Here is a 14,235-nt window from a genome sequence, read left to right as displayed (position 1 = left end):
ACTTTCCGTCGCCATCTCGACGCGAGGAGTACCACAGGGCCGATTTACCCTTATGAACGCCCTGGCCGATCCCATTAGGCTGCTTTCCATGGCCAGCGATGTGCACGCCGCCCCGCTGGTCGGCCGTGCCGACACGGTGGCGATGGTGCGCGCCGCCCTGCTCGACCGGGTCCCGCAGGACCAGACCGCAGCGGTCTTCGTCAACGGGGAGAGCGGGGTGGGCAAGAGCCGGCTGCTCGGTGAGGTGGCCGCGGGACTGCGTGACGCGGGAGCGGTCGTGCTCACCGGAAGCTGCCTCGACATCGGCGACGCCTCACCGCTGCACCCGCTGCTCCAGGCGCTGCGCCGGTTCGAGGCCGAGGCCTCCCACGCCCGCACCTGCTCGGCCGTCCGCAGCCTGCTCAACATGTTCGCCGACGAGACCCCCGGCCGGGAGGGAGCTGGCACCCTGCTGGAGCGGGTCTCCCGTGGGCTGCACCTGATCGCCCAGGGCCGCCCGCTGGTGCTCGTGCTGGACGACCTCCAGTGGGTCGACCGCAGCACCCGGCAGCTCCTGCTCTACCTGCTGGCCGGGCTCGGCGACATGCAGCTGTCGGTCCTCGCCGCGATCCGGTCCGAGGCGTTGCAGGGCGCCCACCCGCTGCGTCGGGTCCTCACCGAACTGCGGCGGCTGCGGTCGGTGCGGGTGCTCGACCTGGCCCCGCTGGACCGCGCCGCGACCCGGCAGCTCGCCACCGCGATCGTCGGCCGGCCGCTCGCGCCCGAGGCGACCGAGCAGGTGTGGCGACGCAGCGGCGGCAACCCGTTCGTGGTGGAGGAGCTGGCCCGCGACCTGCGCGACGGGCGGGACGGACTCTCCGACACGCTCCGGGAGATCTTCCTCGACCGGGTGGAGGCCCTGCCCCCGCACGCCCACGAGGTGGTCCAGGCGGTCGCCGTCGGGGTGGAACCGGTGGAACACGACCTGCTCGCCCGGGTCGTCCGGCTCCCCGAGGAACGACTGATCGAGGCGGCGCACGCGGCGATCGCGCACCGGCTGCTGGTCTGCGTCGACAACGCGTACCACCTCCGGCACCGGCTGGTCGCCGAGGTGCTGGACCACGAACTGCTCCCGGCCGAGCGGGCCGCCCTGCACCGGCGCTACGCCGACGCGCTCGGCGCCGAGCCGGCGCAACTGCACCACGCCCGGTCGGCCCACCACTGGCGGCTGGCCGGCGAGCCGGTGCGGGCGTTGCGGGCGGCGATGGCCGCGGCGGAGGAGGCCGAACGGCTGCACGGCTACGCCGAGGCGCACCGGCACTGGTCGTTGGTCCTCGACGCGGCCACCGACACCGGCCTCGGCGCGCCGGAGCGGGTGACCCTGCTGGAGAAGGCGGCGGAGGCCGCCCACCACTGCGGCGAGCACGCGCGGGCCCTGGCCCTGCTGGAGGAGCAGGCCGCTCTCGCCGGCACGGCCACCTGCGCCCTGCACATCCGGCGGGCCCGATATCTCGCCCACGCGGGACGGTCCGCGCTGGCCGAGGCGGAGTACCAGCGCGCCCTGGACGCGCCGGACTGCACGCCCGGCCAACGGGCGACCGCCGCCGCGCACCTGGCCGAGCTGCTGCTGCACCTCGGCCGGTACGCCGAGGCTGGCCGCCGGGCCCGGGAGGCACTGGCCCGCTCGGCGTCGGTCGAGGGCTCCACCTCGGAGGTGGTGCTGGCCAGCGCCGCCCTCGGCTTCAGCGAGGCGTACCTGGAGGACCCGGACGCCGGCCTGCCGGTGATGCGGGAGGCGCTGGCCACCGCCGAGCGTTCCGGCCGGCCCGAGGACGTCGCCCTCGCCTACCTGCACCTCGCGGAGCTGCTCACCGGTCCGCTCAACGTCATCGAGGAGGGCGTCGTGGTGGCCCGCCGGGGCGCCGAACGCGTCACCGAGCTGGGGCTGGGCCGGACGTTCGAGACCCGGCTGCTGGCCGTCGCCGCCAACGGGCTGTTCCGGGTGGGGCAGTGGGCCGAGGCGGAGAAGGTCATCGCCGACGCGCTGCGACACCGCCCCTCCGGCGCCGACGCCGCGGAGCTGCTGCTCGCCCGCTGCCGGCTCTCGGTCGCGTACGGCGACGTCGAGGCCGCCGACCGGGACCTGGAGGCGGTGGCCACCCTGCTCGCCGGGGGCGGGGCCCGGCACGTCCTGCCGCTGCTCACCCTGCGGGCCGGACTGGCCATGTGGCAGGGCCGGCACGACGAGGCCCGGCAGGCCGTCGCCCGTGGCCTGACCGAGACCCGCTCCGACGACCTGGTCCTGCTCGCCACCCTCGCCTGGCACGGGCTACGCGCGGAGGCCGAGGCGTACGCCAGCCGTACCGGTCGGGTCGACCTGACGGCGGTGCGCCGGCTGCGGCAGGTCACCAACCGGGTCCGGCGCACCAGCGTCCAGGCGGCCCGGCCGGTCCGCGACGTGGTCGACGCCTTCCTCGCCCTCTGCACCGCCGAGGTCGGTCGGCTCGACGGTCCCGGCGACCCGGTCCTCTGGGCGCGGGCGGCCGAGGTCTGGGACCGACGCCGGCACCCCTACCCGGCGGCCTACTCCCGGCTGCGGCAGGCCGAGGCGCTGCTGGCCCGGCGCGGCCGGGACGCCACCGCGGCCACTCTGCTCCGGGAGGCGTACGAGGTGGCGCAGGGACTGGGGGCGCGGCCGTTGAGCGAGGAGATCGCCGCGTTGGCGACCCGTGCCCGGGTGCCCGTGCCGGAACCGACGGCCGAGCGGGACGGCGACCGCGCCGGGACGGGCGGGGGAGTCCACGACGAACTGTCCGCGCTCACCCCGCGCGAGCGCGAGGTCCTGGCGCTGGTGGCCGAGGGGTTGACCAACCGGGAGATCGGCCAGCGGTTGTTCATCAGCGAACGGACCATCGGCGTGCACGTCTCGCACATCTTCGACAAGCTCCAGGTCCGCACCCGGGTGCAGGCCAGCGCGATCCACCTGCGGCACCGTCCGCGCTGAGGGTCCGTCGGCGCGTCCGGGCGGCGCCGGAATACGTCGTTCTACTGATTCCCACCCCACCCCGGGCTGCCACGCTGTGCACCGCGGCGACACGGGGCGCCGCGACCACAGGGGAGGAAGAGATGACCGAACCGGTCTGGGGACCCGTCCACCAGGACATCGCCGACCTGCTCACCGACCATCCCGCCGACGTGCCGGCGGTGGTCGACCACCTGACCAAGCTCCAGGACGTCCTCGTCCGGCTACCCCCGTTGCACCAGAGCTGCCCCCTGGCGGACTTCAACGGGCTCTACCTGACGATCACCGCGAAGGTGTTGGAGCGGCTCTACGACGGGCGCTTCGCCGACCCGGCGTTCCTGTCCCGCCTGGACGTGGAGTTCGCCGCCCGCTACTTCGACGCGTTGCGGCTGTGGACCGAGGCGAGCCCGTACACACCCCAGGCCTGGGCGTGCATCTTCGAGCGGATGCAGGGGCCGGACGTCCGACCCCTGCCGGCCGCGGCGGCGGGGGTGAACGCGCACATCAACTTCGACCTTCCGTTCGCCCTGGTGACCACCTTCGACCACCTCGAGTCCGAGCCGGCCGACGACGGTGACCAGCACCGGGACTACCTCCAGATCAACGAGATCTTCGCCGAGTCGATCCCGACGCTGCGCCGGGGCTACCTGGACCGGTGGCAGCTGATCATCGACACGCTCAACGGTGACCTGGACGACTGGTACCAGGGCGAACTGGTGCAGTACACCCGGGACGTCGCCTGGCGCAACGCCCAGCGGATCTGGCGGGTGCGGCACGACGCCCACGCCCGGGAGCGGGAGCGCGACCGGCTCGACGGCACTGCCTCCCGGCTCGGCCGGCTGCTGCTCTCGCCGCTGGGCGCGCTGCTCCAGTAACCACCCGCCAACGCCTCCAACCCATCCTCCTAGGATGCTATACGGGGTGTGTGCCTCCAAGAGATCAACACCTGCGGCCCGTGCTGGGATCCACCTCGGTGCGGGCCGCAAGGTGTTGATCGACTCCGCAGCCACGGCTTCCCTTGGCCCACTCGTCGACCGCCGATATTCGCGTGGATCGGAACGACAGGTGCGCACTGGCACTGTGCACGCTCTACGTTGTACGGTCGTACGTCCGCCGGACGTGGGGTTGGCAGCGCGGACCAAAATCCAACAGCTGTCATCTTGGAGGGGCTGGATGACGGTGGGCGCCACCGGTGGCTTCGAGTTGGTCAAGCCGCTCCGCTCGGGTGGGATGACGAGGTGTTCTTCGCCGTGTCCCCGACAGCGGATCGCGCTGCCCTCAAGGTGATCAAGGCGCACCTCGTCGAGGCGCCGAACGTGCGGGAACGCTTCGCCGCAGAGGTGGACAACCTCAAACTGTGTGGCGGGGAACGTCCAATATGGTGGCGCTTCTGATGTATGAGATCCAGTGGGGATAGGTGTTTAAGGTATGGGTGCATTGTGAATCTTCACGAGAGGGTTGGAAGCGATCAGCGGACGGCCGTCCTCGATCTCCTGTCACAGGCGCTTGCCGGCGGCTACCTGACTCTCGGCGAGTTCGATCAACGCACCGTCGCAGCGCATTCGGCTGTTACGGTGGGAGATCTTGTTAACCAGCTCAAGGATCTGCCCCGGCAGTTTCACTGGATGCCGCATGCGGCTCCAGCGCTTCGTCATGAACATCCAGGCAGGGATGTGCTGGCCTCCACCGCTGTCGTCCTGGGTGCGGCGTCGCTTCCCATGTCTCTTTGTCTTGGACTGGGAGGGGTCCTTGGCATTGCGGCGGTCATTCTCGGCCGTTTTTCACTACGCAAGAACGAGCATCACTCCAGAAGCGTTCTGGCGATTGTCTTTGGTCTCGTTGGGCTTGCGCTTTCGCTGGTCTATATTGCCGTACTTGTCTTTGTCCCCGCTGCTTCGCCGTCTTCCTAAACTGGCGGGCCGCTGATTGGCTCGGATTGCTGATGCTTCCTGTGGAAGAGGCCGAGTTTCGGAAGATGCTCTTTGGTTGATTGTCAAGTGATGCGGCATTGGCGCTTGGGGTGATTGGCGGCGCGATCGATAGAATTCCTTGAGAATTATCTCGTATCGGTGGTGGTCGTCGGCGGTACATGGAGGGCGAAGCTCGGCGGGACGCTGTTCGGCCAACCGGGGCCAACCCGGAGGCGAGATCAGCTCCTGGCCTGCTGGAAGGGCGGGAGCGTGTCCGGTTGAGCTTGTCGGACGCGCTCCCGCCCTGTCGTGCGGTTCAGTGTGGGGTCTTGGTCGCTCGAACGAAGGTGGACCAAACGGCGGGAGAGAAGGCCAGGGCAGGTCCGGCCGGGTCCTTGCTGTCCCTTACGCCGACGAGGCCAAACAAGTTCGTGGCGACCTCGACGCAGGCTCCGTTGTTGTCACCGCTGTAGCTGCTCTTGCGCCAACGGGCACTGACCAGACGGTCAGCCATGGTGGACCTCCTCGATGACCTTAATGATTAACCGCCTTGATTGTCCCTCATCCAAGGCGAGGGATTCCAGACTTGACCAGGCGGTTTCGTAGGCGGCGAGCTCTTCTGGCCGGTCGAGGTATAGGGCCCCGGTGAGGGACTCGCTGTACACGACGGACGGGTCCGTCGTGCGGCGGTTGCCGGGCGGAAAGTCGAGCATCATGAAGGTGCCGGTCAGCGCGCCGTACTGGGCACCCATCGCCAAGGGCAGGACACGAACCGATACGTTGGGCAGCTCGGTCACGGTGAGGAGATGACGTAGCTGCTCGATCAACACCGCTGGTCCGCCGATACAACGGAGCAGGACTGACTCCAACAGGATCGAATCGTACCGGGGGGCCTTGGGCCTCACGCGGTGTAGAAGAGACTGTCGACGGCGGCGTACTTCGAGTACGTCTTCCAGTTCGTCGACGGGCATGTTGGGCCGGTTGACGTACACGCCTCGGGTGTAGTCAGGGGTTTGGAACAGCCCGTTGACCAAGGACTCGTCGTAGCCGCGTAGGTGAGAGGCGGTCTGTTCGAGGCCGACGTACAGCTCGAACCAGTCGGGGACGGCGTTGCCGTAGGAGTGCCACCAGCCCTTGGCCTTGGTCTCGGCGGCGAGGTTGGTGAGGGCGTCGGAGAGATCGCGGGTGGCCCCGTAGAGCTCGCACATGAAGCGGACGTCGAGGGGGCGGACTGGGCCGAGGCCGGACTCGATACGCCACATCTTCTGCCGACTACAGTGCAGCGCTTCGGCTGCGCCGTCGAGGGTCATCTGGGCTTGGGCGCGTAGCTCCTTGAGGGCTCGTCCGAGCTGTCGTCTAGGGACGGTCGATCCAATGTCGTCGGCCATCCGCCACCCCTTTCCGTGTTGCTTTTTGTTACATTGCGCCGCCATCGGTGAAACGTGACCTGTCGTCTCGGGAAAGATTTGTGCGGTCGCCGTCCACGCAATAGCGGTTACGGATCGGACCCTACCGGAAGCGTTCGGTAATTGCCATTAAGGTGCATTTCCCATGCGTGCGATTTGCATATATCGAATGCGGTCGCTGTTTGTTCCGCTCGCCGCGCGGATGTGCCGCCGGGCGGGTGGCGGTGAGCCTGGTGGCGAGTCGGCAGTGGGGCAACAGCCTGCCGGCGAGAGGGCGATCGCGCCCTCGGGGCGCATGTGTCCGGGGTGTGACCAGGGCGGGAGTGCGGTCGGTGGTCGCCCCGGCGTGGGTGGGGCGCTCGATCGAGTGACTACCGAGATGAACAAGATTCCAACTAAGTTCATCAATTGACTGGCAGTTAAGGACGTCGATATCCTGGCGCGGCAGATCATGATCTGCGTTCTCCACGGTCTCCCACACCCAGCGTCAGCACGGAAGGGATCACCATGAAGGATGTCGGCGTAGCCCGGCGACGGCGTTTGGTCGGTTCGGTCGCGACAGCCGGTATGGCCGCCCTGTTCCTCTCGGCGACCGCGTCCCCGGTGGCGGCGGCCGAGGGTCGGATTCTCGGCACCGGTAACCCGAAGGCCATCCCGAACAGCTACATCGTGGTGCTCAAGGAGAGCAAGGCGACTGACACGCAGGCCATGGCACGTCAGTTGGCTGCGGAGTTCGACGTGCGGGTGGAGTACACCTACTCGCATGCCGTGCGCGGGTTCGCCGGCACGATGAGCCCGGCCGATGCCCGCCGGCTCGCGGCCCAGCCGGAGGTGGCGTACGTCGAGCAGAACGCCGAGGTGCGGACCACCGCGACCCAGCCAAACCCGCCGTCGTGGGGGCTCGACCGGATCGACCAGCCGAACCTGCCGCTGAACAGCAGCTACACGTACCCGAACACGGCGGGCAACGTGCGAGCGTACGTGATCGACACCGGTATCCGGACCACGCACACGGACTTCGGTGGCCGGGCATCCTGGGGCACCAACACCACCGGCGACGGCAACAACTCCGACTGCAACGGCCACGGTACGCACGTGGCGGGCACCATCGGCGGTACGGCGTACGGTGTGGCCAAGGAAGTGTCGCTGATCGCGGTCAAGGTCCTCGGCTGCACGGGTTCGGGCAGCTGGGCGGGGGTGACCGCCGGGGTCGACTGGGTGACCGCCCACCACACCACCGGGGTGCCGGCGGTGGCGAACATGAGTCTCGGCGGCGTCGGTAGCAACGCCACGCTGGAGAACGCGGTCCGGAACTCGATCGCCGACGGTGTCGTCTACGCGCTCGCCTCGGGCAACAACAACAGCGACGCCTGCAACTTCACCCCGGCCCGGGTGCCCGAGGCGATCACGGTCAACGCCAGCACCTCCACCGACGCGCGCGCGTCGTTCTCCAACTGGGGCACCTGCACCGACATCTTCGCCCCGGGCGAGGGCATCACCTCGGCCTGGCACACCGGCGACACCGCCACCAACACCATCAGCGGCACCTCGATGGCCGCCCCGCACGTGGCCGGCGCTGCCGCCCTGGTGCTCGGTGCCAACCCGGGCCTGACCCCGGCCCAGGTCGCCGACACCCTCTACGCCAACGCCACCCCGAACAAGATCACCAACCCAGGTACCGGCTCGCCGAACCGGCTGCTCCACGTCCCCTCCGGCACCGTCACCCCCGGCACGGCCACCCTCTACCGGCACGTGAACGGCCCCGACCACGTCAGCAGCACCAGCCTCTCGGTCGGCGGCTACACGCGCGAGGGTCCCCTCGGGAAGGTGCACAACACAGCCGTCGCGGGCACGAAGCCGATCTACCAGTGCGTCGTCCGTGGCTGGGACTACATGACCTCCGGTGACGCGAACTGCGAGGGCCAGGGCTACGCCGGTCTCATCGGTCACGTGTACGACTCGCCGCCGGCCCAGCCGCACCAGGCGTTCTACCGGTGCCTGGTGAGGAGCAACGCCGACCACTTCGACTCGACCGACGCCAACTGTGAGGGCCAGATCGTCGAGGGTCTGACGGGTTACCTGCTTCTCTGACCCTGATCGGTCCGATCCGTCCGACGGGGCTGCGGTGCTCGCGCACCGCGGCCCCGTCCCGTGCGACGGCGGCAAGTCGCAGGCGATGGCGTCCGACCCTTCTCGCCCTCGGTGCCGAGGCTCAGTCGCCGAGTTGCCGGCGGAAGCGTTCCTCGTCGGCCTTCTCGTGCCTCTTGACCACCTCCGCCGCGTTGATCTGCGGGTCGCTCCTGTCGAAGACCGCCTTCTTGCCGTCAGGGCTGACGAGCCGCGGTACGGTGGCGCTGACCGCGACCCCGAGGGTGCGGGAGTCCTCCAGGACTTCGAGCTTGGTGTGCTGTCCCTTCGGCCCCGGAAACTGGACGATGTAGGCCCACCTCACGTCCGAGTTCCGGACGCTGTGGACCCGTGAGTCGAGCAGCTTGCCGGTGGTCTTGACCCAGTTGCGGTGCGAGAAGCGGAAGAACATGGGCTCGTTCCCGTCGGATCCGTGGGCCTGCTGTCGGCGCCAACGTGCCAGGCATCGTCAAGGTGCCGGTCGATGCGTGCAGCTGCTCATCGAGCTGCGCCGCCTCACCGTTGCCGTGCCGCCCGGCACTGTCATCCACCTCGTCGCCACCGACCCTGCCGCGCTGCTGGACCTGCCCGCCTGGTGCCACCTCACCGGTCACCCCTACCTCGGCCCGGTCGACGGCGCCGAACGCCCGACCTACGCGATGCGGACCACGGCAGGCAGCGTGCCCACCGACCCGGTGTGGCCGTGGACCCCGTACCACGAACCGTTTTCCGGGCTGGCTGCGACCGGCACGTGATCGGTCCGATCTGGTTGTGCTGGCGATGGTGGTCGATGATGTCGCTATGCGCGCGCGACGCTGGGTGATCGTCGGGATGGGTGGGGCGGTCGCCGCCGGGCTGGTGGTGGCGGCGGTGCTGTTCGGATTGCAGGGGGTGGAGGTGGCCGGTTGGCTGGCCGGGGTCGCCAGCCTGGTGGTCGCGGTCACCGCGGTCCTGCTGGCCCCGTCGGGAGGGTCGACGCCCACACCGCCGGCGTCGGCGTCGGCTGAGGTGCGGTCACCGGCCGGGTCGAGGTCGGTCGTCGTGCGGGGTGACGCCACCGGGATCGTGTCGACCGGCGACGACACGACGAACATCCAGCACCGGTGAGCTGGTGGTCCCGACGCGGACGGTGGACGCCCGCGCGCGCCGAACCGGCGACGCCGGAGCCGGTGGACGATCCGGCCGCGTCGGGCGGGTCGCGGGCGGCCACGGCCGGCAGCATCTCCGGTATCGCGTCCACCGGTGACCACACGACCAACACCCAGCATGTCACCGTGGTGTCGGCGGAGGCGCTGGTCGCGCCGGAGGCGGTGCCGGCCCCGGCCGGGCTGGTGAACCTGCCGGCGCGACTGCGGTTCTTCGTGGGCCGTGCGGACGCGCTCGACTGGCTGGACCGGGCCGCCGAGGATCCTGCTGCGGTGGTCGTGCAGGCGGTCCACGGGCCCGCCGGGGTCGGCAAGAGCACCCTGGTGGCCCGGTGGGCGGCGGACCGCCGCGAGGACCACCGTCCGGTCTGGTGGATCACCGCCGACAGCCCCGCCGCCCTCGACGCCGGCCTGGTCGCGCTGGCCGTCGCGCTCCAGGCGGGCCTCGGCGTGGTCCTGCCGTCGCGGGCGCTGCGGGAGTGGGCGGTACGGTGGCTGGCCTGCCACGACGGGTGGCTGCTGATCCTCGACGACGTCACCGATCCCGGCCACCTCACCGACCTGCTGGCCCGGCTGCCCCGGGGTCGGATCGTGCTGACCAGCCGCCACGCCAACGGCTGGCCGGACGTCGTTAGCCCGCTCCGCCTGGACGTCCTCGAACCACACCAGGCGGTCGAACTGCTCACCGGGATCGTCACCCGGGGCGGCGGCGTCGTCGATCCGGCCGACGCCGCCGAGATCTGCGCCGAGTTGGGCTGCCTGCCGTCGGCGGTGGCCCAGGCCGGTGCCCACCTGGCCGGAAGCGGCATCACGGCCGGGGACTACCGTCGGCTCCTGGCCCAGCATCCCGCGCGTCGCGACGGCGGGGAACCGGCCGCCCCGCGTGGCCGCGACCTGTCGCCGGAGCCGGGGGAGAGGCGACCCGAGCACACCGCACCGGTGGTCAAGACCGGTGAGCCGTCCCTGCGCCGGGGTGAGGCACCGCCGCCGCCGGAGGACGTGCCGCGTACGGGGGAATCCGCCGCGCCGGCCGCCTCGGCGACGTCCACCGCGTCACCCGCCGTCCGCCAGCCGGAAGGGCTCCGGCGCGGCCTGACCCGCCGCAACGCCATCATTGGCGCCGGCGCTCTGGGTGCCGGCGCCCTGACGTGGAAACTCGCCGGTGCACCGGGCCTCGCCGGCCGCCCGAAACGGCCGACCCCGAAGCGGCGGTGGAAAGCCTCGCTGGGGCTGGAGCAGCTCGTGACCCTCTTCGTCAGGGACGGGTTGGCCTATGTCACGGGCACCTCCAAGGTGTCCGACGTGCTGTCCAGCGCCGCGATCGTCGCGTTGGACCCGGCCACCGGTGCCCAGCGGTGGACCTTCCCCACCGGGGACAACGCCGACTCGGTCATCGTGGACGGCGGGGCGGTGTACGCGAAGGTCGACGACGGCACGACCACCTACGTCCATGCGCTCGACGCGGTCAGCGGTCGGCGGCGCTGGTCCTACCAGGTCGTCGACGACACTGTCGACTTCATCGGGGTCAGCGGCGGGACCGTCCGCCTGGTGGTCAGCGGCGAGAATCAGCGCCTGCTCTCGCTGGACGTGAAGGGGGAGCTGACCCGGACGGCTCCGCTGCCACCGGACCAGAATGTCGACTTCCTGTCGGACGGCGTGCTGTACTCCAGCAGTTTCGGGGATGAGGATGACGACGTCCCTCCCTTGGCTGTCGCCACCGACGTGACGACGGGACGCCAGAGGTGGCAGATCGAGGGCGCGGGCAAGTACATCGGGGCGCTGCGGTCGGACGGCGACGTCACCTTCGGGTACTCGGCGGTCGAGAGCCGCCACACCACCCTGCTCGCCTGGGACGCGAACACCGGACGGCAGCGCTGGAGCCTTCCGCTCCTCGTCGACGTCGATCCGCTGCACCTCGGCGGTGGTCTCCTGTACCTGTTCACCGCGGACGGTCGCGGCCCGGCCGGCTACCTCTACGTCGTCGATGTCAGGACGGGAACCGTGAAGTGGCGGGCACGGGCCAGCCGGGCCGAACTCTTCTCCGCCCTCTCGGTGGTGTTCGCCGACCAGACCGTCTTCTTCGCCGGCGACGCGGTCTACGCCTTCGACGTCGCGACGGGCGCCCGGCGCTGGCGTACCGAATCCCTGGACGTCCGGTACGCCTCGACCCTGCTCCTGAAGTCCGGGAAGCTGTTCGTCACGGTCGCCCCCCACGCGAAGGGCCATCCGACGAAGCTCTACGCCCTCGACGCCGCGACGGGCGGGGTCGTCTGGGAGCATCCGATCACCGCCGAGTACAGCGCGCCGAATCCAGCCGTCGCGGGCCCGCTCGTTCTCGTCCCCAACGAGGACGGCATCTGGGCCTTCGAAGCCTGACCACCACCTCCGCGCCCAACGGGTGCGTGCCAGCTCGTCTCAGTTGGTGGGCGAGAATCGGGGGAAGTCGGCCAGGGTGTCGAGCGCCCACAGTTGCACATCGGAGCGCGGAGGGTCCGTCGCGCCTGGGGCTGCGGGATCGTGGCGCTGAGCGATGAGTGCACGTTTGCCCTCCTGATCGAGCGCGACCTCCCATCGCAGGACGCTACCGGGGGTGTCCGGAACGATCTTCCACCCGGTCATCGGCCTCAGTTCGGTCTTGTCCCAGGTGCGCAGGTCCCAGCGGGTGAGGAAGTTGTTGTAGGTGGTCCAGTGGTGGTAGCCCACGAGGGCGATGTTCCCGTCGCCGCTGAGGGCGACGGTGTTGGCCGAGTGGTAGCCGGCGTTCCGGATCAACGAATATGCCGCCGGGCTGGCCGGGTTCGACAGGTCGTAGACCAGCACACCCCCGTCGCCGTTGCCGGACTGGTGGCTCACCAGAGCGCGTTTCGCGTCGGCGCTCATGGCCACCTCGTAATAGTCGACGGAGTATGCGCCGGAACCCAGGAGCTGCTTCTTCCTCACCTGGCTCGGGTTCGTGAGGTCCCAGAGATGTACGCCGTCGCTGCCGCCGGAGATGGCGTGGTGGCCGTCGTGGTCGAGGGCCAGGGAGGTGACCCCCTCGGCGGCCAGTTCTCGGGGCATCGGCCGGGCCGGGTGAGCGAGATCCCACAGCGTCAGCTTCCCGCTCAGGTGAAAGGTCGCAGCGTACCTGCCGTCTCCACTCATGGCCACCTTGACTGCCGTGCCGCCGCGATCGGGTATGAGTTCGGAGGCCCGAGGCTGGAGCGGATCGGTCAGGTCCCAGAGTGACACCGACCCGTGGGGAGGGTCCGCGTCCTCCTGCACGGAACTCGTGACGGCGCGCTTGCCGTCACTGCTCATCGCCACACTGTGCGCCGTGCCGGCGGGCTCGGACAGGATGGTGACCCGAAAGTCCTTCGGCGGCTGGACGGTCGCCGTTCTCGGGGATTCGCCCGGGGTTTCGTCAGCGGAACAGGCGGTGCCCGTCGCGAGCAGGACTGCCGCCAGGCAGATGATTCTGGTCAGCGGGGTGAGCGTCATGTCTGGTCACTCCGGGCAGGGGGAGGACGGTGCCACCCTGGCCCAGCCACGTCCCGAGGTTTGGTGCATCTGCTGGTAGGCAGAGCAGTCGAGCAGGCCGTTCCGCGTCACCAGGGCGGTCACCTGAAACGGCCTGCCCTGATTGTCGACGTCCATCGAGCCGACGTTGCCGTCGGCGATGAACTCCACTCTGAAGGTGTATTCGCAGTACTTTTCCCTGGTCACGGCGGAAAGGCGGAAGGTGACCTGCTCGTCGCGCTTCAGGGTGTATTTGCGGCTGGCGAAGTAGTTGCCGGTCAGCTGCGGAAGCGGGTCGTCGTCGACCACCGTGGACTCCTGCGCGAAGACGGGGTCACGGTCGAGATCGTAACCGATCTGAACGGTCTCCGCGGTTCCTTGTGGCGCGTTGTCGAAGAGTGCGGCCGTCAGTGGCTCACGGCAGCGAGGGCGGATGGCGATGTCGGTGATGCGGACCTCCTTCCCGCGATTGCCCTCGAGTTCCAACTCCACCGTGGAGACTCCGGACTCGACTCCCCCGTACGAACGCATGATTTCCTGGGTGCTCTTCTCGTACGCCGCGAAATCAGCGTTGATGTCGCTGAGGGTCTGTGCGCTCACCGGGCCGGGAAACACCCAGGTGTTGTCGTTCTCCCGAGGGACGGGGGTGACCTTGTTGACTTTGATCGGATCGCCGACGGGAGCGGTCGGGCCACTGCCGGCGGTGGCCGACGATGTGGGCGTGGGCTTGTCCTCTCCACCCAGACCGAGCCACTTGACGCCGGCACTGGTTCCCACTCCGCCGACCACGGCGACGACAATCGAGATCACGCCAGCTACGAGTGCGCGCGACAGCCACTTCTCGCGCGGGGTCTGCTCTCCGTCCTGTCTCTCCGGCTGTTGTCGAGGGGCGGGATCTTCGGCGGGCAATTGCGTCACATCCTCAGGAAGCGGGACCGAACGCGGCAATTGATCCTACCCAGCGTTGTCCAATTCCGGGTCGACCAAGGGAGTGCCGGAGACCTCGGGGCGCGCTGCAATCGGTCCTGTGCGCGGTGGCGGCGATGCTGCGGACCGAGGTCGACCGGCTGACCCGTCAGTCGACCGGCTGACCCGTCACCGGCCGCCGACCCGCGCGGCCGGTAGCACCGACGGGGTACCACTCCCGT

13 protein-coding genes are annotated in these 14,235 nt (G+C 69.7%); 8 read left to right on the top strand and 5 right to left on the bottom strand.

Annotation, left to right across the window (positions count from 1 at the left end; translation table 11 throughout):
- Positions 1-88: 88 nt before the first annotated feature.
- The 4 genes from GA0070618_RS27740 (at position 89) to GA0070618_RS27725 (ending at position 4,911) form a co-directional block, all read left to right on the top strand.
- Positions 89-2,983, top strand: a complete 2,895-nt coding sequence (locus tag GA0070618_RS27740; RefSeq protein WP_088984251.1) for a helix-turn-helix transcriptional regulator — start codon at positions 89-91, stop codon at positions 2,981-2,983.
- A gap of 122 nt (positions 2,984-3,105) precedes the next feature.
- Positions 3,106-3,876, top strand: a complete 771-nt coding sequence (locus GA0070618_RS27735) for a DUF5995 family protein (RefSeq protein ID WP_088984250.1) — start codon at positions 3,106-3,108, stop codon at positions 3,874-3,876.
- Positions 3,877-4,239: 363 nt separating this feature from the next.
- Positions 4,240-4,395: a hypothetical protein gene (locus tag GA0070618_RS34395; RefSeq protein ID WP_197701662.1), complete on the top strand. Its 156-nt coding sequence runs from the start codon at positions 4,240-4,242 to the stop codon at positions 4,393-4,395.
- A 45-nt stretch (positions 4,396-4,440) separates the two neighbouring features.
- Positions 4,441-4,911 (top strand): DUF1707 SHOCT-like domain-containing protein, encoded by a 471-nt coding sequence (locus GA0070618_RS27725; RefSeq protein ID WP_170107829.1) that lies wholly within the window; start codon positions 4,441-4,443, stop codon positions 4,909-4,911.
- Positions 4,912-5,227: 316 nt separating this feature from the next.
- Here GA0070618_RS27725 and GA0070618_RS27720 read toward each other — a convergent pair whose 3' ends face one another.
- On the bottom strand, positions 5,228-5,425 hold the full coding sequence (locus GA0070618_RS27720) for a DUF397 domain-containing protein (protein WP_088984248.1): 198 nt from the start codon (positions 5,423-5,425) through the stop codon (positions 5,228-5,230).
- Entirely contained in the window at positions 5,418-6,299 is an 882-nt protein-coding gene (locus tag GA0070618_RS27715) for a helix-turn-helix domain-containing protein (RefSeq protein ID WP_088984247.1), read from the bottom strand. Before GA0070618_RS27715 ends, GA0070618_RS27720 begins: the two co-directional genes overlap by 8 nt.
- Before the next feature lie 585 nt (positions 6,300-6,884).
- Here GA0070618_RS27715 and GA0070618_RS27710 point away from each other — a divergent pair.
- Positions 6,885-8,408 (top strand): S8 family peptidase, encoded by a 1,524-nt coding sequence (locus tag GA0070618_RS27710; RefSeq protein ID WP_231931486.1) that lies wholly within the window; start codon positions 6,885-6,887, stop codon positions 8,406-8,408.
- Between the two features lie 121 nt (positions 8,409-8,529).
- Here GA0070618_RS27710 and GA0070618_RS27705 read toward each other — a convergent pair whose 3' ends face one another.
- The gene (locus GA0070618_RS27705) at positions 8,530-8,856 is read right to left on the bottom strand and encodes a hypothetical protein (protein ID WP_088984245.1); all 327 of its coding nucleotides are present in this window, start codon (positions 8,854-8,856) and stop codon (positions 8,530-8,532) included.
- A gap of 76 nt (positions 8,857-8,932) precedes the next feature.
- Between GA0070618_RS27705 and GA0070618_RS27700 the strand changes: the two genes are divergently transcribed.
- Genes GA0070618_RS27700 through GA0070618_RS27690 form a run of 3 tightly spaced genes read left to right on the top strand, consistent with a single transcriptional unit; the run spans position 8,933 to position 11,965 of the window.
- Positions 8,933-9,199 carry a sulfurtransferase TusA family protein gene (locus tag GA0070618_RS27700; RefSeq protein ID WP_088984244.1) on the top strand — a complete coding sequence of 89 codons (267 nt, stop codon included), beginning with the start codon at positions 8,933-8,935 and terminating at the stop codon, positions 9,197-9,199.
- Positions 9,200-9,245: 46 nt separating this feature from the next.
- A complete protein-coding gene (locus tag GA0070618_RS27695) occupies positions 9,246-9,551 on the top strand; it encodes a hypothetical protein (RefSeq protein ID WP_088984243.1) in 306 nt (101 codons plus the stop codon).
- Positions 9,548-11,965, top strand: coding sequence for an outer membrane protein assembly factor BamB family protein (locus tag GA0070618_RS27690; protein WP_088984242.1), 2,418 nt, complete (start codon positions 9,548-9,550; stop codon positions 11,963-11,965). The genes GA0070618_RS27695 and GA0070618_RS27690 overlap by 4 nt, the downstream gene beginning before the upstream one ends.
- A gap of 39 nt (positions 11,966-12,004) precedes the next feature.
- Here the strand turns inward: GA0070618_RS27690 and GA0070618_RS27685 are convergent, their stop codons facing one another.
- A complete protein-coding gene (locus GA0070618_RS27685) occupies positions 12,005-13,069 on the bottom strand; it encodes a WD40 repeat domain-containing protein (protein ID WP_088984241.1) in 1,065 nt (354 codons plus the stop codon).
- Positions 13,070-13,075: 6 nt separating this feature from the next.
- Entirely contained in the window at positions 13,076-14,005 is a 930-nt protein-coding gene (locus GA0070618_RS27680) for a hypothetical protein (protein WP_143740271.1), read from the bottom strand.
- Between the last annotated feature and the right edge of the window lie 230 nt (positions 14,006-14,235).

The sequence above is a fragment of the Micromonospora echinospora genome (assembly GCF_900091495.1).
Classification (GTDB): domain Bacteria; phylum Actinomycetota; class Actinomycetes; order Mycobacteriales; family Micromonosporaceae; genus Micromonospora; species Micromonospora echinospora.
The sequence above is the reverse complement of the archived record's forward strand: the minus strand, read 5'-3'. Positions and strand labels throughout refer to the sequence as shown.